This is a genomic window from Escherichia ruysiae (genome assembly GCF_031323975.1).
GTDB classification, from domain to species: Bacteria; Pseudomonadota; Gammaproteobacteria; order Enterobacterales; family Enterobacteriaceae; genus Escherichia; species Escherichia ruysiae.
Genome location: NZ_JAVIWS010000001.1, coordinates 2,534,899 through 2,559,057 on the forward strand (window position 1 = coordinate 2,534,899; position 24,159 = coordinate 2,559,057).

Below are 24,159 nucleotides of genomic sequence, written 5' to 3' on the forward strand. Positions count from 1 at the left end.
ATGAAAGGTCGCCTGTTAGATGCTGTCCCGCTCAGTTCCCTAACGGGCGTTGGCGCGGCACAAAGTAACAAGCTGGCGAAAATCAACCTGCATACCGTGCAGGATTTACTCTTACACCTTCCCCTGCGCTACGAAGATCGCACCCATCTTTATCCCATTGGCGAGCTGCTACCCGGCGTTTATGCCACGGTTGAAGGCGAAGTGCTGAACTGTAATATCTCCTTCGGCGGTCGACGGATGATGACCTGCCAGATTAGCGACGGTTCCGGCATTCTCACCATGCGCTTTTTCAACTTCAGCGCGGCGATGAAAAATAGCCTGGCGACGGGACGACGTGTGCTGGCCTACGGCGAAGCAAAGCGCGGCAAATATGGCGCGGAGATGATCCATCCGGAATATCGCGTACAGGGTGATCTCAGTACTCCGGAGCTACAGGAAACGCTCACGCCGGTTTACCCAACGACTGAAGGCGTTAAACAGGCAACGCTACGTAAATTAACCGACCAGGCGCTGGATCTGCTGGATACCTGCGCTATTGAAGAACTGTTGCCGCCGGAACTGTCACAGGGGATGATGACGCTGCCGGAAGCCTTGAGAACTCTGCATCGCCCGCCACCGACGCTGCAACTTAGCGATCTGGAAAGCGGGCAGCATCCGGCACAACGTCGTCTGATTCTGGAAGAACTGCTGGCGCACAACCTCAGTATGTTGGCGTTACGCGCTGGAGCACAACGTTTTCATGCCCAACCGCTTAGCGCCAATGACTCGCTGAAAAATAAACTCCTTGCCACCTTACCGTTCAAACCAACGGGTGCTCAGGCACGTGTGGTGGCGGAAATCGAGCGCGATATGGCGCTCGATGTTCCGATGATGCGTCTGGTGCAAGGCGATGTAGGTTCCGGTAAAACGCTGGTTGCTGCCCTTGCCGCGCTGCGTGCAATTGCTCACGGGAAACAGGTGGCGCTGATGGCACCAACCGAGTTGCTCGCCGAACAGCACGCCAATAACTTTCGCAACTGGTTTGAGCCGCTCGGTATCGAAGTGGGCTGGCTCGCCGGTAAACAGAAAGGTAAAGCACGACTGGCTCAGCAAGAAGCCATCGCCAGCGGTCAGGTGCAGATGATTGTTGGTACGCACGCCATCTTCCAGGAACAGGTGCAATTTAACGGTCTGGCGCTGGTGATTATCGACGAACAGCATCGTTTTGGTGTGCATCAACGCCTGGCGTTATGGGAGAAAGGCCAGCAGCAAGGGTTCCATCCGCATCAGTTAATCATGACCGCCACGCCAATCCCCCGCACGCTGGCAATGACCGCCTATGCCGATCTCGATACCTCGGTCATTGATGAACTGCCGCCAGGGCGTACCCCGGTGACGACAGTGGCAATCCCGGATACGCGTCGTAACGACATCATTGACCGCGTGCGTCACGCCTGCATGACTGAAGGTCGTCAGGCGTACTGGGTTTGTACGTTGATTGAAGAGTCGGAATTACTGGAAGCGCAGGCGGCGGAAGCTACCTGGGAAGAGTTGAAACTGGCGTTGCCGGAACTGAACGTTGGCCTGGTACACGGGCGGATGAAACCTGCCGAGAAACAGGCGGTGATGGCGTCGTTTAAACAAGGTGAGCTACACCTGCTGGTTGCCACTACCGTTATTGAAGTCGGTGTTGATGTGCCTAACGCCAGTCTGATGATTATCGAAAACCCGGAGCGTCTGGGTCTGGCGCAGTTACACCAGCTTCGCGGGCGCGTGGGACGTGGCGCGGTGGCTTCTCACTGCGTGCTGCTCTACAAAACGCCACTCTCCAAAACGGCGCAAATTCGCCTGCAAGTGCTGCGTGACAGCAGCGACGGATTTGTGATTGCACAGAAAGATTTAGAGATTCGCGGTCCTGGCGAACTGTTAGGTACGCGTCAGACGGGTAATGCCGAATTTAAAGTGGCAGATTTACTGCGCGATCAGGCCATGATCCCGGAAGTTCAGCGCCTGGCACGGCATATTCATGAACGTTACCCACAACAGGCAAAAGCCCTGATAGAACGCTGGATGCCGGAGACGGAACGCTACTCGAACGCATAAAGACGGCGGAGAGAAGACTGCCGTTTAGATTGATCTACCTTCCTGCCGGATGCGGCGTGAACGCCTTATCCGGCCTACAAAAAACTCACAAAATCAATAAATTGAGAATTATTACGTAGGCCAGATAAGCGAAGCGTATCAGGCATTTGTCTTTGTTGCGGCGGCACTTATACCGCCGCTTCATCGGTTACCCCGCAAAAATCGGCAACATCAAATACAGCTTAATCACCAGCGCGTTAACGATATCGATAAAGAACGCACCGACCATCGGCACCACCAGGAAGGCCATGTGCGACGGGCCAAAGCGTTCGGTAATCGCCTGCATGTTGGCAATTGCCGTGGGCGTTGCACCAAGGCCAAAACCACAGTGACCCGCAGCCAGCACCGCCGCATCGTAGTTTTTGCCCATCATGCGCCAGGTGACAAAGATGGCGTACAACGCCATGAAGATGGTCTGTGCGACCAGAATCGCCAGCATCGGCAGCGCCAGCGAAGCCAGCTCCCAAAGTTTCAGCCCCATCAACGCCATCGCCAGGAACAACGACAGACTTACGTTACCCAACACCGATACCGCACGCTCAAAGACGCGGTAAAAGCCCATCATTGACAGACCGTTACTCAGAATCACGCCCACAAACAGCACGCAAACGAAGGTCGGCAATTCAAAAGCTGTGCCAGCCAAAAGTTGCGCAACAATTTTCCCCACCGTCAGACAGATAGCAATCAGCGCGATGGTTTCAATCAGTACCAGCGAAGTGATCATGCGCCCCACGTCCGGCTTTTCAAATGCGGTGGGGACTTCCTGGTCATCCGGAATACCGTTTGGCGTGGTGGAGTGCTTCACCAGATACCGCGCCACCGGCCCCCCAATCAAGCCGCCCAGCACCAGACCAAACGTTGCACAGGCCATCGCCACTTCCGTCGCGTTGGTGAAGCCATAACGTTCAATGAACAATTTACTCCACGCAGCACCTGTACCGTGGCCGCCGGAAAGCGTAATAGAACCGGCCAGCAGCCCCATCAGCGGATCAAGCCCTAACAGGCTAGCCATCCCAATGCCGATGGCATTTTGCATCACCAGTAAGCCAACAACCACGATGAGGAAAATCCCCACCACACGCCCACCGGCACGCAGGCTGGCAATATTGGCATTCAGACCAATGGTTGCGAAGAATGCCAGCATCAACGGATCGCGCAGGGACATATCAAAATTGACTTCCCAGCCCATACTTTTTTTCAGCACCAGCAGCGCCAGTGCCACCAGCAACCCTCCGGCAACCGGTTCAGGTATGGTGTATTTCTTCAGAAAGGAGACGGAATGGACCAACTTGCGCCCGAGCAGCAACGTCAGGGTTGCTGCAACAAGCGTTGCTAAAGTATCGAGATGAAACATAGTTACTCCTTTGTGTCCGCACCACTCTTTCACACTCGTCATACTTCATCGCGCATGTGCATTAGGGCGAAATATGACGAGTATCGAGTCATGCTATCCCGGTTCGAATTCTCAGCTGAAAATAAAAAAATGGCATGGATTTTAAGCAGAAAACAACCAAAAGTTATATAAAAAAGTGCATTTATCGCATTTAAATATTTAGAAGAATGCATGGCAAACGTTTGCTTTTACCTTTCGGTCAGCTAAAATGCCCGCTTTGCCACCACGGGATTGTTTTCGATGTCTGTTTCCACCCTAGAGTCAGAAAATGCGCAACCGGTTGCGCAGACTCAAAACAGCGAACTGATTTATCGTCTTGAAGATCGTCCGCCGCTTGCTCAAACTCTGTTTGCCGCCTGTCAGCATCTGCTGGCGATGTTTGTCGCGGTAATCACGCCAGCACTGTTAATTTGCCAGGCGCTGGGTTTACCAGCACAGGACACGCAACACATTATTAGTATGTCGCTGTTTGCTTCCGGTGTGGCGTCGATTATTCAGATTAAAGCCTGGGGGCCGGTTGGTTCCGGGTTATTGTCTATTCAGGGCACCAGCTTTAACTTCGTTGCTCCGCTAATTATGGGCGGAACGGCACTGAAGACCGGTGGCGCCGATGTTCCTACCATGATGGCGGCGCTCTTCGGCACACTGATGCTGGCAAGTTGCACCGAAATGGTAATCTCCCGCGTTTTACATCTGGCGCGCCGCATTATTACGCCTCTGGTTTCTGGCGTCGTTGTAATGATTATCGGCCTGTCGCTAATACAGGTTGGGTTAACGTCCATTGGCGGCGGTTATGCGGCCATGAACGATAACACCTTTGGCGCGCCGAAAAATTTGCTGCTGGCGGGCGTGGTCTTAGCTTTAATCATTCTGCTTAACCGTCAACGTAACCCTTACTTACGCGTGGCCTCGCTGGTGATTGCGATGGCAGCCGGATATGCGCTGGCGTGGTTTATGGGCATGTTGCCAGAAAGCAACGAGCCGATGACGCAAGAACTGATTATGGTGCCAACACCGCTCTATTACGGGCTTGGTATTGAATGGAGTTTGCTGTTGCCGCTGATGCTGGTCTTTATGATCACCTCGCTGGAAACTATTGGCGATATCACCGCCACCTCCGACGTTTCCGAACAACCGGTTTCTGGTCCGCTGTACATGAAACGCCTGAAAGGCGGCGTGCTGGCAAACGGCCTGAACTCGTTTGTATCGGCGGTGTTTAACACCTTCCCGAACTCCTGCTTCGGGCAGAACAACGGTGTGATCCAGTTGACCGGTGTTGCCAGCCGTTATGTCGGTTTTGTCGTCGCACTGATGCTGATTGTGCTCGGCCTGTTCCCGGCTGTGAGCGGTTTTGTGCAGCATATTCCGGAGCCGGTACTTGGCGGCGCTACGCTGGTGATGTTTGGTACTATCGCCGCATCAGGTGTGCGTATCGTTTCTCGTGAACCGCTGAATCGTCGGGCCATTCTGATTATCGCGCTGTCGCTGGCGGTCGGTCTGGGCGTTTCTCAGCAGCCGCTGATTTTGCAGTTTGCCCCTGACTGGCTGAAAAACCTGCTCTCCTCCGGGATCGCCGCTGGCGGTATCACTGCCATTGTGCTGAACCTGATTTTCCCGCCAGAAAAACAGTAATCCACTCACGGCGGTAAAATTCTTTACCGCCGTAGCCACTCGCTTTCTCCATTCCCGCCTTGAGGAATGCGCGTAAATCGTGCATAACTCCCTTATGTGCATTTCACGGGATGGAAGACCATGAAATTTATTGGGAAGCTGCTTCTCTACATTTTCATCGCGCTATTCGTGGCGATCGCTGGCCTCTATTTCCTGCTGCAAACCCGCTGGGGAGCAGAGCATATCAGCGCATGGATTTCCAGGAATAGCGACTATCATTTGACCTTCGGAGCGATGGATCACCGGTTTTCCGCACCATCTCATATCGTGCTGGAGAACGTCACATTCGGTCGCGATGGTCAACCCGCCACTCTGGTGGCGAAAAGTGTCGATATTGCGCTAAGTAGTCGGCAACTGAGCGAACCACGCCATGTCGATACTATCCTGCTGGAAAACGGGACGTTGAATCTCACCGACCAGACCGCGCCGTTACCGTTCAAAGCGGATCGTCTGCAACTGCGTGATATGGCGTTTAACAGTCCCAATAGCGAGTGGAATCTCAGCGCACAGCGAGTAAATGGCGGCGTCGTTCCGTGGTCGCCGGAAGCCGGTAAAGTCCTGGGCACGAAGGCTCAAATTCAGTTCAGTGCCGGCTCTCTGTCGCTCAACGATGTTGCTGCTACCAATGTACTGATTGAAGGCACTATTGATAACGATCGCGTCACGCTTACGAATCTGGGCGCCGATATCGCCCGTGGTTCATTAACTGGTAATGCGCAGCGTAATGCCGATGGTAGCTGGCAGGTAGAAAATCTGCGCCTGGCCGATATCCGTCTGCAAAGCGAAAAATCTCTGACCGATTTCTTTGCACCTTTGCGCTCTGTCCCGTCGTTGCAGATTGGCCGCCTTGAAGTGATCGACGCTCGCCTGCAAGGTCCGGACTGGGCGGTGACCGACCTCGATCTCAGCTTGCGCAACATGACCTTCATTAAAGATGACTGGCAGACGCAGGAAGGCAAGCTGTCAATGAACGCCAGCGAGTTTATTTATGGTTCGCTGCATTTATTTGACCCCATTATGAACGCGGAGTTTTCCCCACAGGGCGTCGCGCTTCGCCAGTTTACCAGCCGTTGGGAAGGCGGAATGGTACGAACGTCAGGGAACTGGCAACGCGATGGAAAAACGCTGCTCCTCGACGACGCAGCGATTGTCGGGCTGGAATTTACCTTGCCGAAAAACTGGCAACAGTTGTGGATGCAGCAAACTCCCGCCTGGTTAAACACTCTGCAACTGAAGAGATTTAGCGCCAGCCGCAACCTGATCATTGATATCGACCCTGACTTTCCGTGGCAGCTCACCGCGCTGGATGGTTATGGCGCGAATCTGACGCTGGTTGCCGAGCATAAGTGGGGGGTGTGGGGTGGCACGGCGAACCTGAATGCCGCCGCCGCAACGTTCAATCGTGTCGACGTTCGTCGTCCGTCGCTGGCGCTAACCGCCAATAGCAGCACGGTGAATATCAGCGAACTTAGCGCGTTTACCGAGAAAGGCATTCTTGAAGCCACTGCCAGTGTCTCACAAACGCCGCAGCGCCAGACCCATATCAGCCTGAACGGACGCGGTGTGCCGATGAACATTTTGCAACAGTGGGGATGGCCAGAGTTACCTATTACGGGCGATGGCAATATTCAGCTCACCGCCAGCGGCGATATCCAGACCAATGTACCGCTAAAACCCACGGTTAACGGACAACTCCATGCTGTGAACGCTGAAAAGCAGCAGGTAACCCAAACCATGAATGCTGGCGTAGTTTCCAGTGGCGAAGTCACGTCAACGGAGCCAGTGCAGTAAAAATCAATCTCGCCGGGCACGACATAGCCGTATCCGGCATTCCTTCAATAAATTACAACGTAATTGTCAGCGCATTCCCTTGAGGCGTCACCACCACGCCCAAGTCACTTTCAGCCTGTGAACCGCCTTGCAAACCATTTACTTTCGCAATATTACGCAAGCACAGTGTCCAGTTCTTCGCCTCGCCCGCGCCTGTCACGGTAATCGTATTGCCAGTACGCGCCGCTTTCAGGGTGAAGATCACCGAACCATCGGCGGCGGGCACTTCACAGACAGCTTCATGCCCGTCTTGCAGATTAAAAAGCTGGAAAGCCGTGCCTTCATGCCACGCGTAGTCGGGGCGTTGGTCATTGTTCCCCAGCGCCAGTAAGGTGTTGTCACGCACGTAAACCGGCAAACTAAGAAAATCATGCTGCTGTTTATGCCAACGGCTGCCTTCTGTTTCATCGTTATGCCACAGATGCGTCCAGCGACCTTCTGGCAGATAAAACTGTACATCGCCCACTTCAGAGAACACTGGCGCAACCATCACGCTGTCGCCCAACATGTATTGACGGTCAAGATAATCACAGGCCGGATCGTCCGGGAACTCCATCACCATTGCGCGCATCATCGGCGTACCCAGCGCGTTAGCACGAGCGGCTTCGCGGTACAGATACGGCATCATACGGCATTTAAGCTGAGTGAAATGGCGCACGACATCGCAGGATTCATCATCATAAGCCCACGGCACACGATAAGATTTGCTGCCATGTAAACGGCTATGGCTGGAGAGCAAACCAAATGCGCACCAGCGTTTGTAAACGTGCGCCGGAGCGGTGTTCTCAAAGCCACCGATATCGTGGCTCCAGAAACCAAAACCAGAAAGGCCAATAGACAAACCACCGCGCAGGCTTTCCGCCATTGATTCGTAGTTAGCGTAACAGTCGCCACCCCAGTGTACCGGGAATTTCTGCGCACCGACGGAGGCCGAGCGGGCAAACAAGACGGCTTCTTCCTCGCCGACGGTTTCCTTGAGCACGTTCCACACCAGTTCGTTGTAGATGTATGCATAATGGTTATGCATTTTCTGCGGATCGGAACCGTCAAACCACTGAACGTCTGTTGGAATACGTTCGCCAAAGTCGGTCTTAAAGCAATCGACGCCCATCGCTACCAGGCCTTTCAGTTTATCGGCGTACCATTTGCAGGCATCTGGGTTGGTAAAGTCATAAATCGCCAGACCTGGCTGCCATTTATCCCATTGCCATAACGAGCCGTCCGGGCGTTTGAGTAAATATCCTTTCTCTTGCAACTCTTTAAATACCGGGGATTTTTGCCCTATATAGGGGTTAATCCAGACGCAGATTTTCAGCCCTTTCGCTTTCAGGCGGCGGATCATCCCTTCCGGGTCAGGGAAAGTTACCGGATCCCACTCAAAATCGCACCACTGGAAAGCTTTCATCCAGAAACAGTCGAAGTGGAAAACATGTAGCGGCAGATTCCGTTCCGCCATGCCGTCGATAAAGCTGTTTACCGTTGCTTCATCATAATTAGTGGTAAATGAAGTCGTTAACCACAAACCAAAGGACCATGCTGGCGGCAACGCCGGACGCCCGGTAAAACGGGTATAACGATCGAGCACCGCTTTCGGCGTCGGGCCATCGATAACAAAGTATTCGAGATATTCACCCTCAACGCTGAACTGTACTTTGGAGACTTTCTCCGATCCCACTTCAAACGAGACGCACTGCGGATGATTAACCAGCACACCGTAGCCACGGTTGGTGATATAGAACGGGATGTTTTTGTACGCCTGTTCGGTGCTGGTTCCGCCATCACGGTTCCAGGTTTCCACCGTCTGACCGTTACGCACCAGCGCAGTGAAGCGTTCCCCCAGACCGTATACCGTTTCACCGACTCCGAGATCCAACCGCTCAAACATGTAGCTACGGTTGGTGTTGGTATCCTGTATATAGCCGTTATTTTTCAACTGGCTACCGGTAATACGCACACCATTGCGCAGAAAATCAAGCGACCAGAATTCCCCTTTGGTAACGCGAACACTCAAATTACCGCTCTTCAGCTCGGCATATTCACTCGTGTTTTGCATCTCCACCGGAACGTCATGCAACACATTAATCGGGTAATGCGGACCGCTATCCAGCGCCCCTTGAAAATGCTCAATCCGCACGCCAACCACACCTTCCTGAGGTGAAAAAAAGCGCAGCGTAAACAGCGGCGTATCCAACTGCCAGGTACGCTCCCGCACATCACGCGGCGCGGCATAAACCACCATCTCCTTTCCCCGGTGCTCAACATCAAAAACCTGGATGGGGTGAATCAAATTAAGACCAGGTTGAATAAGCCAGTTTCCATCGCTGATTTTCATAATCCGTTCCTTTCGTTCTGAAATTTTAGTTACCGCATGCATGACAAGTGAAGAAGGCGCCAGCCAGACAGCCCGAAAGTAAACCATCCTTAAGAGTGCGGATATTGCTATTTTTTGTTATCAACTTACGTTTCTTGTTTTCTGTGATCGCGGTAGCGCCAAAATGTAACTTATGGATTTGCTGAAGGTTTCTGTGAAAGGAATCATGGCAAGACGAAACGATACGGAAAAAAGTGTGATGGGGGATGTGATAAGGCGAGGAACTAGCTATAATGCGCCCCGCCTCCATGTAGCAATCGAGGCGCGGAAGATCGTCGTCTCCGGTGAGGCGGCTGGACTTCAAATCCAGTTGGGGCCGCCAGCGGTCCCGGGCAGGTTCGACTCCTGTGATCTTCCGCCAAAATGCCTCTACTGATGTTCACCAATCCCTTGTAATACGATTAAAACCAGACATTTTCTTCTGTTCATGATTCATTCGGCTTAACCGAGTTCGTTCTTAACATTTATTGCAATGGCGGCGACATGTCAGACAAAGACTTAACCCAGTCTCCGGCAGGCGAATTTAACAAATCAACAGCAGACAGGAGAGATCGTCCCCGGCATTGATCATGTCAATCGCTTTATCCATCCGCTCATTGATAATTGGCGAATGCAAAGTTTTCTCGGCAAGGCTCGCCACAATCTTCAACACCGTTGCCTCATCTGGTGTTACTTCCAGCGATGTCACACTCAACAAATGCTTAATATAGAAATAATCGAGGATTAAACGGTAAACCTGGCGCATGATCGTTGAGAAATCAGCATCCGGAAAATGACAGTGGTAAATTTTGTAGGTCAGTAAATTGCGCAATACATGCGGGGCGCTGAGGATAGAATCCTGGCAAAGCTGCTGCCATTGCTTATCCAGAACTGCAAACTTATCGACCAGATCCTGCTTATCCGTGCTGGCTGTAATGTTTAAATACACTGCCATCTTCCGATGCACCCCAGCGATAATGTTATCCCTGGCGCCTTCATTCGCGATAAGTGAACCCAATGCCGACAGCGCGCGCACCTTCAATCCAACCGACTCCGTTGACGTTGAGCGATGAATCAAACTTATACCTGCCGCCAGCTCGCTTAATAGTTCCTGATGATACTGTTCGGCCTGCGCAAAATGGCGATGCAGATCGAACTCAATGCGTTGCAAGTAAACCATAAACTGTGCCAGCGCCATCAGGTTCTCTTCAACGTTCAACGATGGCGCCTGTAGAAGGTGCCAGGCAAAGAGATGCACAATCTGTTGGATCTGATTAACCGGCTGCTGCCGGGCGATGATATTGTTTTTCGCCTTCGCCAGCAGCTCATCTTGTTCATGCACTAACATGCTGTCGGCATCGAACAATACCAGCCGGGCTACTTCCGGACATGAAAGCGTCATCGAATAACGAGTTGTATCCGCGTAGTGCTTTTTACAACGTGGATAAGTAGAACAGGTAACTGAAAGCGCGTTGCCTCCCAGCTCGCGATGAACCAGGCAGAGTTTATTTTCGTCGAGAAACGGACACTGCCCCTGCGCGTCCAGCTTAATTCTCGAATATCTTTGTTTACCTTTTCGCACCAGCATCAAATTCTCTTTCGCCAGCCTGGAAATTTCCGGATGGTGTGCGTTGAGGTAATCATGATGAGTTTTCTTGTCGATATCTATTTGCCATCCCTGACAACAGGAAATCAGGCAGTCAGGTCCGACACAGGAAAACTTCTTCACAAACTCGGGTTTGATCACTTTATGGATTTGCATAGCATTCTTCGCGTTTAAAAAGCGAACAGTAGCACGCAGTCAGAAAAAAATGATAACGCCATAACATGACGGTTTAATAAGCATTTCACGCGTTTCATAAAGATAAAAATAATGCTCGACCTCATCAAATCCCCCTGACCATTTATCAGTACGCTAATGCCAAAATATTTCGTTGCGACGTGATAAGAGATTTCAATGCTTTTGAATAACGACCGACGCAAACTATGAAGGATACTTATGAGAAAAATATTTATGATTCCGACGAGGATAATATAAAAGCCTCACGGTCGATTTTATTTTCAGACTGCTTCTGGCTGGCGATAATAATGTCAGACGTATCAATGGTCTGCCTGTTATTGCTCAAGATACGTAACTATTGCTGAAAGGCAACATAAATATGCCTTATATGAACAGAGCCATCCTTGCCATTTTTGCTATCATGCCTGCATACATAAATGACAAAACCGTATGTAGAGGGGAAAAATGGGTTCCACCAGAAAGGGGATGCTGAACGTTCTAATTGCCGCCGTATTGTGGGGAAGTTCAGGTGTCTGCGCACAATACATCATGGAGCAAAGCCAGATGTCATCGCAGTTTCTGACTATGACGCGACTGATATTTGCCGGTTTTATTCTGCTAACGCTCTCCTTTGTCCACGGCGATAAAGTCTTCTCAATCATTAAAAATCATAAAGATGCCATCAGCCTGCTGATTTTTTCCGTTGTTGGCGCACTGACCGTCCAGCTTACTTTCTTACTGACAATTGAAAAATCCAATGCCGCTACAGCAACGGTGCTGCAATTTTTATCACCAACGATTATCGTGGCATGGTTCTCACTGGTACGTAAATCACGCCCCGGCATCCTGGTTTTTTGCGCCATTCTGACATCGCTGATTGGTACGTTTTTATTGGTGACGCACGGTAATCCGACGTCATTATCGATCTCTCCTGCTGCGTTATTCTGGGGTATCGCCTCGGCATTTGCTGCCGCATTCTATACGACATACCCCTCAACGCTCATTTCCCGTTACGGCACGTTGCCAGTGGTCGGCTGGAGTATGCTCATTGGAGGTCTGATCCTGTTGCCCTTTTATGCCGGACAAGGAACAAATTTCGTGGTTAATGGCAGCCTGATTCTGGCATTTTTCTATCTGGTGGTAATTGGAACTTCGCTAACCTTTAGTCTGTATCTGAAAGGCGCACAGTTAATTGGCGGGCCAAAAGCCAGCATTTTGAGCTGTGCAGAGCCATTAAGTAGCGCGCTGCTCTCTTTGCTGTTGCTGGGGATCACTTTCACATTACCTGACTGGCTGGGAACGCTGCTGATTCTGTCATCGGTGATTTTGATTTCAATGGATTCCCGCCGCCGCGCCAGAAAAATGTGATCGTCTGGCGCGGCGCGGTTGATAATTACCAGCCCGGCACCGCGCCACCGTTAAAGATAGTTTCTGCCGCTTTAGCAACTTCTGGTGATTGATAAGATTGCAAAAATTCCTTCACGTTTTCTGCATCCTTGTTATCTTCCCGCGCCACCAGAATGTTCACATACGGCGAATTTTTATCTTCAATAAATACGCTGTCATGCACCGGGGAAAGCCCGGTTTGCTGAATATAAGTCGTGCTGATAATCGCCACATCCACTTTCGGGTCGTCCAGTACACGCGGCAACTGTGCCCCCTCCAGTTCCATTATCTGCAAATGACGCGGGTTATCGGTAATATCCAATGCCGTTGGCAGTAAACCTTTCCCTTCTTTCAACGTAATCAGTTTCTCTTTTTGCAAAAGTAACAACGCCCGCCCAAGGTTGGTCGGATCATTCGGAATCGCCACTGTCGCCCCATCTTTTAGCTGATCGACCGTTTTAATTTTTTTCGAATATCCCGCCATGGGGAATACAAAGGTATTTCCCACCGCCACCAGTTTATAACCGTGCGCCTGATTATCCTGTTCAAGGAAAGGACGATGCTGGAATACATTGGCATCCAGTTCACCATGATTTGTTGCATCGTTCGGCAGCAATGAACCGCTAAATCCAATCAGTTCAACCTCAAGGCCATACTTCTCTTTAGCCACTTTTTTTGCGACTTCCGCCACATCTTGTTCGGCACCGTTTATGACGCCAACTTTGATGTGTTTGGTATCGCTGCTTTGCTGGTCGCAGCCTGCCAGTAGTATTCCTGCCAGTAATAACGCTGCTCCTGTTCGTAGATGATGTGTTGTCAGTTTCATTTTTTATCCTTTTATTAATGATGACCTGACTATAGCGGTAAGGTCGCTGCGGTTAAAAAACGAAATGCTATCGATAAGAAGAAAAAGGAATAAAAGAGGAATATAAGGTCTGGCACTTCTTACTGAATACTAAAACGCGTTTCGTACAGCATGATTAGAGCGATGAAAACAAACTACACTTATGCTTCATTCGATGCCATTTGTAAAAAGGTAGAACTCATGAAACCAACGACGCTGCTTCTTATTTTCGCTGTTTTCGCGATGCCGGGTATGGTGTATGCCGAGTCGCCTTTTAGCTCGTTACAATCGGCGAAAGAGAAAAATACGGTATTACAGGATTTGCGAAAAATTTGTACCCCGCAGGCATCGTTATCAGATGAAGCGTGGGAAAAGTTAATGTTGTCTGATGAAAGCAATAAACAACACATACGCGAAGCCATCGTGGCGATGGAGCGTAATAATCAGAGTAACTACTGGGAAGCGTTGGGCAGGGTAGAATGCCCGGATATGTAAGAGCGGCAACAGCCACTGACCAACACTTCTTTAACCTGATATCAGGATTTCTTCATTTTCACTTTTGCAGTAACCAACAGCGCGGTAAGCAACATCAACGTGCCGGACAATATTAACGGCGAAGTCAGACCAATGTTATCCAGTGCATAACCACCAATTGCCGCGCCGCAGGTATTGGCAAGCTGAATAACAGCCACCTGAATAGATCCCGCCTTTTCTGCCTGATCGGCTAATGAGCGGGTGATCCACGTTGACCAGCCCACGGGAATTAAAGCAAAGGTCAGCCCCCAGATAATCGCCACACCGGTAGCAATAATTTTATCGCTTCCCCACAACGTCAGTACCAGTGCACTAAGAGCAAGCACTAACGGTGCTCCCGCTAAGGCCAGTTTTACTGAACGTTTAAGAATGATCGACGAAAGCGACGTACCGACAAAACTGGCGATACCAAAACTCAACAGCACCAGCGTTAAGCCATCTACGCCGAATCCCGCCAGATTCATATATACCGGTCGAATATAGGTGAAGAAAGCGAATTGCCCCGCAAAGGACATAAAGATAGCGATCATCCCGGCCATCACCCCCGGACGCTGCAACATACGGAAGGTATTTTGCTTCTGATGTGACGGTTCGCCAGGCAGCGAAGGCAATGATTTGATAATCCAGATAATACACAGCACGCCCATCACCGCTGCCGCATTAAAGACATTGCGCCAGCCGATAAGCTCGCCTAAAAAGCTGCCTAACGGCGCGGCAATCACCAGCGCAATAGAAACCGCGCCGAAGATCACCGACAGCGCCTTCGGCACCGTACGAGGCGGCACCAGACGCATGGTCAGTGACGCTGACATCGCCCAGAATCCGCCCAGCGCCAGCCCCAGACAGGCTCGACCGATTAATAACATTCTGAACGAGCTGGCAAAGGAAACCAGTAAGCAAGAGAGCGTCAGCAAAACGGCGAACAAAATAACAACGTAGCGGCGGTCGGTGGCCTGAATTGTCTGGGTAATAAACAAACTGGCAAACATCGCCACAAAGGCGGTCACGGTCACCGATTGCCCGGCAAGCCCTTCCGAAATGCCTAAATCCTGCGCCATCGGCGTCAGCAAACTGACAGGTAAAAACTCAACGATAATCAGGCAGGCGACGCAAAACGCCACCGAGAAAACGGCTGACCAGTTCGGTCGGGTGATGGCATCCGCGCCACAGTTTTCTTCGATATGTTCACTCATGGTGTTACCCGTGGCATGTTTCAGGGGAAAAGCCGGTCAGTCTAGCATTGAAATGTGTGACGTATTTAACGTTTCTGCAACTTTTACGGTGTTGCTTGAGCTGGAGTTAAGATCGAAACGGAACAGGGCAAAGATTACCGAATGCGGCATGAACGCCTTATCCCCCCTACAGGTCAGGCGCGGTCTGTAGGCTGATAAGACGAAGCGGTTTTAATGCAGCCAGTGAACGCCCTCGGCAGGCTGAAAGAACGCGTTATAGCGCATCTGGAAAGCGTTAATCTCCTGCATTTCAGGTTCTGTTTCGCGCAGAAAACCCAGCGCCAGCCTGACCTGAGCGTCGGTAATGGGAGCTGCGAGGCGGGCTTTTTGTAAAATTCGATGCCATTGCAACAGGTTCTGTTCGCTACCATCGACAATGACAATTTGCCAGATGAGCAACACCTGCGCAGCATTTTGCAGGTGCGACTCATCCGGGCGATGCAGATAACGTAAAAATTCGTCACCCGCTGACTTTCCCATCTGATCGACCATCGATTCGATGGGTACGACATCAATATTCAGCCGATCGCTGAGACGGCGAATCGCCTTTCTGGCTCCGGATGTCAGCACCCGAAAACCAATCACAAACACCACCGCCATCGTAGCGAGCATTATCCAGATCATGAGTTCTCCTGCGTAACCGGCCCTCATGATATCTGGAAACACTTATCAGATACTAATCCACCAGGATGATTTTCAGCGCAAACAGCGCCGCTACAACCACCACACACAGGTTCAGATCGCGCCATCGTCCGGTACAAACTTTCATAATGCAGTACGACATAAAGCCCAGCGCGATACCTTCAGTGATCGAGAAAGTAAAGGGCATCATCACCGTAGTAATAAATGCGGGCACCGATTCGGTAAAATCATCCCAGTTAACGCGCGCCAGACTTGAGGTCATTAACACGCCCACGAAGATGAGCGCCCCGGCAGTCGCATAGGGTGGAACCATTGCCACCAGCGGTGAGAAGAACATAACCAACAGGAACATAACGCCGACCACAACCGCAGTCAGCCCCGTGCGGCCACCGACCGCCACACCAGAAGTACTTTCAATATAGGCGGTAACAGACGAGGTGCCGATAAACGCACCCGCCACCGAACTGACGCTATCGACATACAGCGCCTTATTCATATTGGGGAATTTACCGTTACTATCTATTAAGCCAGCTTTATCAGTTACCCCAATTAATGTTCCTGATGAATCAAATAGGTTGATCAGCATAAAGGAGAAAATGATACCGGCAAGTTCAAGCGACAACGCGCCGCTCAAATCGACTTCACCAATGACACCGCTAATATCGGGTGGAATGGAATAGATACCGCTAAAATGAACATCACCGAAAAATAATCCACAGCAGGAAGTAACAACAATAGAAACCAACACCGCCGCATGAAAATTACGTGATGACAACACGGTTATAATAAAAAAACCTAAAATACCTAACAACACGCCGTGAGAACTTAAATCGCCAATCATAACCAGCGTATCTTTATTGGCGACAATAACACCGGTATTTTTTAATCCCATCAAGGCAATAAATAACCCGATACCACTGGTGATACCAATACGTAAACTTAATGGAATGTTGGAAATCATCCAGTAACGGATACGAAAGAGCGTGAGCAAAAACAGTCCGATTGCGCCCCAGAATATGGCTCCCATCCCGGTCTGCCAGGAGATCCCCATCGCCCCCACGACCACGAACGCGAAGAAGGCGTTCAGCCCCATTGCCGGTGCCAGCGCCACGGGTAAGTTAGCAAATATCCCCATCGCAATACTGCCAATACCGGCAATTAAACAGGTGGTGACAAATACCACTTTCGGGTCCATTTGTGCCGCGCCAAGGATTTGCGGGTTAACAAAAACGATGTACACCATGGTTAAAAAAGTAGTCATCCCCGCAATCAATTCTGTGCGGACGGTGGTTCCATGTTGAGGAAGTTTAAATAATCGCGAAAGCGTCCCTGATTCATTACTCACGTAATCGGTATTGTCATTATTCATTTTTTTGTCCATTGAAGGAAATTTAAATCCTTGCTTTTGTAAAACAAATGACAACACTGGTTCAGTGATAATTATCACATTTCAATTGCACATTAATGGATATTCTTTAATAATCTCGCGACGTTTCTTTATGATAAATAATAATCAATTTGATAAAATCAAAATGAGAAAAACATGAATAATTCTATTAGCCATAAATTTCATTACATTAGTCGGAGCGAATACCAGGAATTGTTAGCCGTATCCCGTGGCGAAGCCGTTGCCGATTATATTATTGATAATGTCTCTATTTTGGATCTGATCAATGGCGGAGAAATTTCCGGCCCGATTGTGATTAAAGGGCGTTACATTGCTGGTGTTGGCGCAGAATACGTCAACGCTCCGGCTTTGCACCGAATTGATGCTAACGGCGCAACGGCAGTACCAGGATTTATTGATGCTCACCTGCATATTGAATCCAGCATGATGACGCCAGTCACCTTTGAAACCGCCACCCTACCACGCGGCCTGACAACTGTTATTTGCGATCCCCATGAAATCGTCAATGTCATGGGCGAATCCGGATTCGCCTGGTTTGCTCGCTGCGCAGAACAGGCAAAGCAGAATCAGTATTTGCAAGTCAGCTCTTGCGTACCCGCACTGGAAGGCTGCGATGTAAACGGCGCCAGTTTTACTCTCGAACAGATGCTCGCCTGGCGAGATCACCCGCAGGTTACCGGCCTCGCGGAAATGATGGACTACCCTGGCGTAATTAGCGGGCAGGATGCGCTGCTCGATAAACTGGACGCGTTTCGCCATCTGACGCTGGACGGTCACTGCCCCGGTTTAGGCGGTAAAGAACTTAACGCCTATATTGCTGCCGGTATTGAAAACTGCCATGAGAGCTATTTGCTGGAAGAAGGCCGTCGGAAATTACAACTCGGCATGTCGTTGATGATCCGCGAAGGATCCGCTGCCCGCAACCTCAACGCGCTGGCTCCGTTAATCAACGAATTTAATAGCCCGCAATGTATGCTCTGTACCGATGACCGTAACCCGTGGGAAATCGCCCATGAAGGGCATATCGATGCCTTAATTCGCCGCCTGATCGAACAGCACAATGTGCCGCTGCATGTGGCATATCGCGTCGCCAGTTGGTCAACAGCGCGCCATTTTGGTCTTAATCATCTCGGTTTACTGGCGCCCGGCAAGCAGGCCGATATCGTCCTGTTAAGTGATGCGCGTAAGGTCACGGTGCAGCAGGTACTGGTGAAAGGCGAACCGATTGACGCGCAAACCTTGCAAGCACAAGAGTCGGCGAGACTGGCGCAATCCGCCCCACCGTATGGCAATACTATTGCTCGCCAGCCGGTTTCCGCCAGCGACTTTGCCCTACAATTTACGCCCGGAAAACGCTATCGGGTCATTGACGTTATCCATAATGAGCTGATTACGCACTCCCGCTCCAGCGTCTATAGTGAAAATGGTTTTGATCGCGATGATGTGTGCTTTATTGCCGTGCTTGAGCGTTACGGGCAACGACTGGCTCCGGCCTGTGGTTTGCTTGGGGGCTTTGGTCTGAATGAAGGTGCACTGGCTGCGACGGTTAGCCATGACAGCCATAACATTGTGGTGATCGGTCGTAGTACGGAAGAGATGGCGCTGGCGGTAAATCAGGTGATTCAGGATGGCGGCGGGCTGTGTGTGGTGCGTGACGGTCAGGTGCAGAGCCATCTACCGTTGCCCATTGCCGGCCTGATGAGCACCGACACGGCGCAGTCGCTGGCGGAGCAAATTGACGCCCTGAAAGTTGCCGCCCGCAAATGTGGTTCGTTACCGGATGAACCGTTTATTCAGATGGCGTTTCTTTCCCTGCCAGTGATCCCCGCGTTGAAACTGACCAGCCAGGGGTTGTTTGATGGCGAGAAGTTTGCCTTCACTACGCTGGAAATTGCGGAATAAAAAAATGCCCGGCGTCATGCCGGGCAAAAGTCACCAGTTACGTTTATGCCACTGTCAACTGCTGAATTTTTTTCTCGCGGCGGATTTTGCGTTCTTCCATCACCGCGACTATCGCCATCAGACAGATACAGCCAATTGCGGCGATATCCAGCGCGGCGAAGGTTCCAGCCCAGCCGGTGAGGCCGAATACCGGAGTACCATCGGCAATCATCCCCAGACCTAACTTGGCAAAGCTGTCACCAATCAGGTAGGCGAAGGTGCCTTTAATCCCGTCGGCAGCGCCGATCGCTTTTTTCGGTACAAAGCCAACAGCCGCCACGCCAATCAACAGTTGCGGACCAAATACCAGGAAACCTAATGCAAAGAGAGAAGCCAGGTAGATATATTGATTGCTGGCGTGCTGATACACACCGAGTGTCGCGATAATCAGCGCCAGCGCGATGCAGGCTACCAGGCCACGGCGACCGTTCGCCAGGTCAGAGAGCCAGCCCCACAGCAGAGTACCGACCAGTGCGCCTGCTTCAAACAGCGTAAAGCCCTGAATCGCCACCGCTTTAGAGAGTTTCAGTTCCTGGAACGCGTATACGGTTGACCACTGGTCGATACCAATACGCACCACGTACAGGAAGATGTTGGCGAAGCACAGCAGCCAGATCACTTTGTTTTTCAGCACATACTCAACAAAGATCTGCCACTTGGTCATATCCGTGGATTCCGTCTCTTTGTCCTCTTCGCTGATCTCTTCACCAAACAGTTCTTCGGCTTTACCGAGGCCATACGCTTCAGGGGAGTCACTGCCGTAACGCAGGCCGATAAAACCGACAATCAGCGCGATAATCGACGGGAAAATAAACATGCCGATCACATGACCGTCGAACAGGTAATTTGCGCCGAACAGCGCCACACCCGCCGCGCCCGCACCGCCGAGGTTGTGGGAAATGTTCCAGAAACCGAGAAACGTCCCGCGCTTACGACGCGGCGTCCATTTGGTGATGGTGGAATAACTGCATGAGCCGCCAGTACTCTGGAAAAAGCCGCTTAAGGCGTAAAACGCAATCATCAGGAACAGGCTAACCGAGCCGCTGCCCATACTGGCGCTGAAGCCCAGCATACAAATGGCAGAGAGGATCAGCATGAAAGGCAGGAACTGTTTGGTGTTTTTGCCGTCGGCGTAGTAGGAGACCAGCGTTTTACCCACGCCATAAGTGATGGAGAAGCCCAGGCCGATCATCCCCAACTGCGTCATGCTCAACCCGTAAGTGGAGATCATGTCGTTCTGCGCAATGTTAAAGTTCTTGCGAATCAGATACATCGTCAGGTAGCCAATAAAGACCACCAAGTAGGATTGCATGAACGGTTTGAACCACATTTTGCGCCGCACTTCGAGCGGAAGATCCAGAGTCGGCTTGCGAACCTGGTTGAGGAAAGCCAGCATGGGTTACTCCTGATTTCCCATCATTCTTCAAGCCGCAGGTGCTTTAGCTGCATGTATTCCTGCAACTTGAATTAATTGGGGAAAGAATTAATGAATGATGGCATTGTAAAAATCAGCAGCCAATCAGGCCTGAGATAGTGTCCAGGCAAAACCTGGAAAATTTCTTAGTTTTGCCGGATATGAGGTAAAAAGGTGAGATGTATCACGCTTCGCGCGGTGCCTGAGCATTCAAAAAGGGCAGTAATAGCAAGGCCGAGATCCCGGCGGCAATGGAGATAACCACAAAAAAACCGCTCCAGTGCCAGGTATCGAGCACTTTCGCCAGCGGCCAACCAGCAAGCGACGCCCCCAGGTAAGCAAACAAGCCGACAAACCCCGTCGCCGCCCCTGCCGCTTCTTTGTGGGAACACTCTGCTGCTGCCATACCGATTAACATCTGTGGGCCAAAAACAAAAAAACCAATGGTGAAGAAGCAAGTCGCCTGCATCACGTAGCTGGCAAACGGCATTAGCCACAGCGAGCCGACTGATAGCAAAATCCCGGCGGCGAAAATCAAATTCATCGGCCCACGGTTGCCGTTAAACAGTTTGTCCGAACCCCAACCGGCAACCAGCGCACCGATAAATCCGCCCAGTTCAAACATCGTCACCGCTGTATTCGCCGTGACCAGATCGACGCCCAGCGTCTCGGACATGTACAAGTTGCCCCAGTCGTTGATCGCTGCGCGAACCACGTAGACCAGCACGTAGCAGAACGAAAGCAACCAGATATACGGATTCAGCAACACATATTTGGTGAGGATCTCTTTACGCGTCAGCCCTGCGCCTTCCTGCTGCTGGGCGACCTCCAGCGCGTCGTGTCGCCATTCGCCGACCGCCGGTAAACCTAATGCCTGCGGGCGATCGCGCAGTCGCCAGCAAAGAAAAATCCCCACGACTATCGCCATACAACCGGCAACCATCATCCCGATACGCCAGCTGTAATGCAGCGCAACTGCCGCCATCACAATAGGGATCAACGCGCCGCCAACGTTATGCGCCGTGTTCCATAACGCCCACCAACCGCCGCGCTCGGTACGTGAATACCAGGCGGTTAACAGCCGCGCACAAACCGGCGAACCCCAGCCCTGGAAAAAAGCGTTCAACACCCAGAGCACGGCAAACGCCCATAGCGAAGTGGAAAATCCAAACAGAATGTTGATGATGCCAGTCGCAATAAGCCCCATCCCCATAAAATAACGCGCATTTGAGCGGTCGCTGACAATGCCGGAAACAAACTTCGACAAGCCGTAGGTGATGTAAAACAGGGTTGCTAACAGGCCGATATCGCTACGACTTAGCACACCGGTGGCAAGGATTTCTGGCATAGCGGCGTTAAAACTCTTACGCGTGAAATAAAACAGCGCATAGCCCAACCAGATTGTCAGCAAAATATGCCGACGCCAGTAACGATAGCGGGCATCAATTTCACGTTTATCGCTTATTAGCGGCGCGTCGGCAGGTGCTTTCAGGAACTGCAACATCATCAAGCCTTACACATAACGTTGGGGTAGAGAGACACTGACGCGCGTGCCGTGCAGACAGGATATGGTCAAGGTGCCACCCAACGCCGTTACGCGCTCGCGCATTCCGGTGAGACCAAAACCGTGTTGCCCTGAATCTGGCGGCAAACCGCTACCATCGTCGTCAATCACCAGCATTAATCGCTCATCCTGCTGCCAGCCTTGCAGCGTGACCGCACTGGCATCGGCATGTTTCACAATGTTGTTCAGCCCTTCCTGGCAGACACGAAACAGCGTCACACGCTGGTTTTCACTTAATGCTGATTCATCTATCCGCCATTCAAGATGACTGACAATGCCGCGACCTTCCAGCTCCATTTCTCGCATCAATGAACGGATAGCCTGCTCCAGGGTGAGATCATCCAACTGGCGCGGACGTAACCGTCCTAATAAGCGGCGCACCGCGTCGTAAACGCCCAGCGACAGTTGTTCGATTAACTGCCCGCTCTGCTTCACGCTGGCGTTATCTGCCGCCAGCCGCTGAACAATGCCCGCCTGAGTACGAATGGCGGTGATGGTCTGACCGATATCGTCGTGCAGTTCACGCGCCACATCGCGGCGCACGCTCTCTTCGGTTTCCAGCAAACGTTCGGCAAGATGCTGATTGCGTGCCAGCTCCTTTTGCAGCGACTGGTTAAGTTCACGCAACCGCTGGATGCCTGCGCCCAGTAACAGCCCTGTCAGACTTTGCACCAAAAGCGAGAGCAATAAATCTACCGGATGATCGCGCCATGTCTGGCTGGCAATCAGTGCAATGGCATTCATCAACGTCGCAATCAGCGCCCCTTGCCAACCATAGTGCCAGGCCAGAGCGATAATCGGCAGCGCCAGGCAGAATGGCGTAAAACGCGACAGTTCGTTCGGCAGTCCCAATTGCAGCCAGAGGCTGATAACAAACAGCAGCAAGTACCAAATCAGATGCCGCCCGCGCCAGTTTATCGGCTGAGAAACCAGCGACGGCCCTAGCGGCAGCCAGGTGTTATTAGCCAGGTAGTGCCAGAACACAAGGCAAACAGGAGCCAGCGTCAGACCACCTGTTAAGGTTAATAACAGCGCGTTCCACGATTCGTTACCATACCCGTGCCAAAGCCAGGGCAGCGACTGTAACAACGCTGCCGCCGTTAACGCAGCCCCCTGTAACAACAATGTGCGCCAGTCGCGCTGATGGCGAAAGCGGGAAATCAACGCCACGGGCAGTAACGTCAATAAACTACCAATCATCAATAACGGAAAATGCGTTAACCCGACAGCCTGCGTCAGCCAGTAAATCAGCAGCCATTCCGCGCCCAGCAACACGGGCCAGTATCCGCGCGGGCATTGCAACATCAGCCCCAGTCGCAGACCAAACGGAAACAGCAATACCGCCAGATCCGGTCGTTCAACCAGATGCAGGCTAATACTCCACAGGCAAAACCATGCGGCAGAGAAGATAAAAAAGCAGGAAATTACAGTATTTAAGCGGGAGAAAAATGTCTTCATCACCAGCCATCAAACATGCGGCGAGCCAGTTCAACATCGTTACTGACGCCCAGTTTGTCCATCAGATTAGCGCGATGTACGTGCACAGTTTTCGGCGACAAGCCCAGTTCGGCGGCAATCTCTTTCACCGCCATCCCTTGCGCCAGCTTTTCCGCTACCTGACGTTCGCGTTTGGTCAGCGGATCCTGACGACCGGATGCCAGTTTAATGGCGATATCTGGCGTCAGATAACAGCCGCCCGTGGCAACGGTATGCACCGCAGCAATCAGTTCGTCCGGGCTACAGCGTTTGGAGAGAAAGCCGCGTGCCCCCGCATTGAGCGCCTGTTCAACCAGCGCCGGACTGTCGTGAACGGAGAGCATAATTGTCGCCATGCCTTTCGGTAGTTGGCTTAGCAGCTCCAGACCGGAAATATCCGGCATAGAGATGTCGCAAATACACACCTGCACACCGCGCCCTGGCAACCCGGCCAGCGCCTCGCGCCCCGAACCAAACTCGGCAACTACCTGCAAATCAGGTTCCAGCCCCAGCAACTGCGCAAAGCCGGAGCGGACGATAAGGTGATCGTCTATAAGGGCAACGGTTATCATG

The 24,159-nt window shown here is 51.5% G+C and carries 17 protein-coding genes and 1 tRNA gene; 7 read left to right on the forward strand and 11 right to left on the reverse strand.

What is annotated here, in order from left to right; all coding sequences use genetic code 11:
- Complete coding sequence (gene recG, locus RGV86_RS12295) at nucleotides 1–2,082, forward strand: ATP-dependent DNA helicase RecG (RefSeq protein ID WP_000678475.1); 2,082 nt, start codon at nucleotides 1–3, stop codon at nucleotides 2,080–2,082.
- Nucleotides 2,083–2,269: 187 nt separating this feature from the next.
- Here recG and gltS read toward each other — a convergent pair whose 3' ends face one another.
- The gene (gltS, locus tag RGV86_RS12300) at nucleotides 2,270–3,475 is read right to left on the reverse strand and encodes a sodium/glutamate symporter (RefSeq protein WP_000468835.1); all 1,206 of its coding nucleotides are present in this window, start codon (nucleotides 3,473–3,475) and stop codon (nucleotides 2,270–2,272) included.
- Nucleotides 3,476–3,754: 279 nt separating this feature from the next.
- On the opposite strand from gltS, the gene xanP reads away from it, so the two are divergent.
- Together xanP and RGV86_RS12310 are read left to right on the forward strand one after the other, a co-directional pair.
- Entirely contained in the window at nucleotides 3,755–5,146 is a 1,392-nt protein-coding gene (xanP, locus tag RGV86_RS12305; protein ID WP_010352595.1) for a xanthine/proton symporter XanP, read from the forward strand.
- 120 nt (nucleotides 5,147–5,266) lie between these two features.
- On the forward strand, nucleotides 5,267–6,976 hold the full coding sequence (locus RGV86_RS12310) for an AsmA family protein (RefSeq protein ID WP_085461472.1): 1,710 nt from the start codon (nucleotides 5,267–5,269) through the stop codon (nucleotides 6,974–6,976).
- A gap of 52 nt (nucleotides 6,977–7,028) precedes the next feature.
- Here the strand turns inward: RGV86_RS12310 and yicI are convergent, their stop codons facing one another.
- A complete protein-coding gene (gene yicI / locus RGV86_RS12315) occupies nucleotides 7,029–9,347 on the reverse strand; it encodes an alpha-xylosidase (RefSeq protein ID WP_085461473.1) in 2,319 nt (772 codons plus the stop codon).
- 305 nt (nucleotides 9,348–9,652) lie between these two features.
- Here yicI and RGV86_RS12320 point away from each other — a divergent pair.
- A tRNA-Sec gene (locus RGV86_RS12320) sits at nucleotides 9,653–9,747 on the forward strand.
- A gap of 162 nt (nucleotides 9,748–9,909) precedes the next feature.
- Here RGV86_RS12320 and fliB read toward each other — a convergent pair.
- Nucleotides 9,910–11,127: a flagellin lysine-N-methylase gene (fliB, locus tag RGV86_RS12325; RefSeq protein WP_085461474.1), complete on the reverse strand. Its 1,218-nt coding sequence runs from the start codon at nucleotides 11,125–11,127 to the stop codon at nucleotides 9,910–9,912.
- Nucleotides 11,128–11,610: 483 nt separating this feature from the next.
- Between fliB and RGV86_RS12330 the strand changes: the two genes are divergently transcribed.
- Nucleotides 11,611–12,513 carry a carboxylate/amino acid/amine transporter gene (locus RGV86_RS12330; RefSeq protein ID WP_000535939.1) on the forward strand — a complete coding sequence of 301 codons (903 nt, stop codon included), beginning with the start codon at nucleotides 11,611–11,613 and terminating at the stop codon, nucleotides 12,511–12,513.
- Between the two features lie 25 nt (nucleotides 12,514–12,538).
- On the opposite strand, the gene nlpA is transcribed toward RGV86_RS12330, so the two are convergent.
- On the reverse strand, nucleotides 12,539–13,357 hold the full coding sequence (gene nlpA, locus RGV86_RS12335; protein WP_085461475.1) for a lipoprotein NlpA: 819 nt from the start codon (nucleotides 13,355–13,357) through the stop codon (nucleotides 12,539–12,541).
- Nucleotides 13,358–13,576: 219 nt separating this feature from the next.
- Here nlpA and yicS point away from each other — a divergent pair, with 219 nt between their 5' ends.
- A complete protein-coding gene (gene yicS, locus RGV86_RS12340; protein WP_010344417.1) occupies nucleotides 13,577–13,870 on the forward strand; it encodes a protein YicS in 294 nt (97 codons plus the stop codon).
- 41 nt (nucleotides 13,871–13,911) lie between these two features.
- On the opposite strand, the gene nepI is transcribed toward yicS, so the two are convergent.
- The 3 genes from nepI to adeQ all read right to left on the reverse strand — a co-directional run bounded on the left by nepI (nucleotide 13,912) and on the right by adeQ (nucleotide 17,152).
- On the reverse strand, nucleotides 13,912–15,102 hold the full coding sequence (gene nepI, locus RGV86_RS12345; RefSeq protein ID WP_085461476.1) for a purine ribonucleoside efflux pump NepI: 1,191 nt from the start codon (nucleotides 15,100–15,102) through the stop codon (nucleotides 13,912–13,914).
- Between the two features lie 210 nt (nucleotides 15,103–15,312).
- A complete protein-coding gene (locus RGV86_RS12350; RefSeq protein ID WP_085461478.1) occupies nucleotides 15,313–15,765 on the reverse strand; it encodes a DUF1198 domain-containing protein in 453 nt (150 codons plus the stop codon).
- A gap of 52 nt (nucleotides 15,766–15,817) precedes the next feature.
- Entirely contained in the window at nucleotides 15,818–17,152 is a 1,335-nt protein-coding gene (gene adeQ / locus RGV86_RS12355; RefSeq protein ID WP_016159934.1) for an adenine permease AdeQ, read from the reverse strand.
- A 174-nt stretch (nucleotides 17,153–17,326) separates the two neighbouring features.
- Here adeQ and adeD point away from each other — a divergent pair, with 174 nt between their 5' ends.
- The gene (adeD, locus tag RGV86_RS12360; RefSeq protein WP_001065765.1) at nucleotides 17,327–19,093 is read left to right on the forward strand and encodes an adenine deaminase; all 1,767 of its coding nucleotides are present in this window, start codon (nucleotides 17,327–17,329) and stop codon (nucleotides 19,091–19,093) included.
- 43 nt (nucleotides 19,094–19,136) lie between these two features.
- Here the strand turns inward: adeD and uhpT are convergent, their stop codons facing one another.
- From uhpT to uhpA, 4 genes are all read right to left on the reverse strand, one after another.
- The gene (gene uhpT / locus RGV86_RS12365; RefSeq protein ID WP_000879190.1) at nucleotides 19,137–20,528 is read right to left on the reverse strand and encodes a hexose-6-phosphate:phosphate antiporter UhpT; all 1,392 of its coding nucleotides are present in this window, start codon (nucleotides 20,526–20,528) and stop codon (nucleotides 19,137–19,139) included.
- Between the two features lie 202 nt (nucleotides 20,529–20,730).
- Complete coding sequence (gene uhpC, locus RGV86_RS12370) at nucleotides 20,731–22,050, reverse strand: MFS transporter family glucose-6-phosphate receptor UhpC (RefSeq protein WP_010350496.1); 1,320 nt, start codon at nucleotides 22,048–22,050, stop codon at nucleotides 20,731–20,733.
- Between the two features lie 9 nt (nucleotides 22,051–22,059).
- On the reverse strand, nucleotides 22,060–23,568 hold the full coding sequence (uhpB, locus tag RGV86_RS12375; protein ID WP_010350494.1) for a signal transduction histidine-protein kinase/phosphatase UhpB: 1,509 nt from the start codon (nucleotides 23,566–23,568) through the stop codon (nucleotides 22,060–22,062).
- Nucleotides 23,568–24,158, reverse strand: a complete 591-nt coding sequence (gene uhpA / locus RGV86_RS12380; protein WP_000633666.1) for a response regulator transcription factor UhpA — start codon at nucleotides 24,156–24,158, stop codon at nucleotides 23,568–23,570. The genes uhpB and uhpA overlap by 1 nt, the downstream gene beginning before the upstream one ends.
- Nucleotide 24,159: the final 1 nt, after the last annotated feature.

What these genes read in the sequence shown, in the direction of transcription:
- recG (WP_000678475.1), top strand. Translation starts at nt 1, where the DNA reads ATGAAAGGTCGCCTGTTAGATGCTGTCCCGCTCAGTTCCCTAACGGGC.
- gltS (WP_000468835.1), bottom strand. Translation starts at nt 3,475, where the DNA reads ATGTTTCATCTCGATACTTTAGCAACGCTTGTTGCAGCAACCCTGACG.
- xanP (WP_010352595.1), top strand. Translation starts at nt 3,755, where the DNA reads ATGTCTGTTTCCACCCTAGAGTCAGAAAATGCGCAACCGGTTGCGCAG.
- RGV86_RS12310 (WP_085461472.1), top strand. Translation starts at nt 5,267, where the DNA reads ATGAAATTTATTGGGAAGCTGCTTCTCTACATTTTCATCGCGCTATTC.
- yicI (WP_085461473.1), bottom strand. Translation starts at nt 9,347, where the DNA reads ATGAAAATCAGCGATGGAAACTGGCTTATTCAACCTGGTCTTAATTTG.
- fliB (WP_085461474.1), bottom strand. Translation starts at nt 11,127, where the DNA reads ATGCAAATCCATAAAGTGATCAAACCCGAGTTTGTGAAGAAGTTTTCC.
- RGV86_RS12330 (WP_000535939.1), top strand. Translation starts at nt 11,611, where the DNA reads ATGGGTTCCACCAGAAAGGGGATGCTGAACGTTCTAATTGCCGCCGTA.
- nlpA (WP_085461475.1), bottom strand. Translation starts at nt 13,357, where the DNA reads ATGAAACTGACAACACATCATCTACGAACAGGAGCAGCGTTATTACTG.
- yicS (WP_010344417.1), top strand. Translation starts at nt 13,577, where the DNA reads ATGAAACCAACGACGCTGCTTCTTATTTTCGCTGTTTTCGCGATGCCG.
- nepI (WP_085461476.1), bottom strand. Translation starts at nt 15,102, where the DNA reads ATGAGTGAACATATCGAAGAAAACTGTGGCGCGGATGCCATCACCCGA.
- RGV86_RS12350 (WP_085461478.1), bottom strand. Translation starts at nt 15,765, where the DNA reads ATGATCTGGATAATGCTCGCTACGATGGCGGTGGTGTTTGTGATTGGT.
- adeQ (WP_016159934.1), bottom strand. Translation starts at nt 17,152, where the DNA reads ATGAATAATGACAATACCGATTACGTGAGTAATGAATCAGGGACGCTT.
- adeD (WP_001065765.1), top strand. Translation starts at nt 17,327, where the DNA reads ATGAATAATTCTATTAGCCATAAATTTCATTACATTAGTCGGAGCGAA.
- uhpT (WP_000879190.1), bottom strand. Translation starts at nt 20,528, where the DNA reads ATGCTGGCTTTCCTCAACCAGGTTCGCAAGCCGACTCTGGATCTTCCG.
- uhpC (WP_010350496.1), bottom strand. Translation starts at nt 22,050, where the DNA reads ATGTTGCAGTTCCTGAAAGCACCTGCCGACGCGCCGCTAATAAGCGAT.
- uhpB (WP_010350494.1), bottom strand. Translation starts at nt 23,568, where the DNA reads ATGAAGACATTTTTCTCCCGCTTAAATACTGTAATTTCCTGCTTTTTT.
- uhpA (WP_000633666.1), bottom strand. Translation starts at nt 24,158, where the DNA reads ATGATAACCGTTGCCCTTATAGACGATCACCTTATCGTCCGCTCCGGC.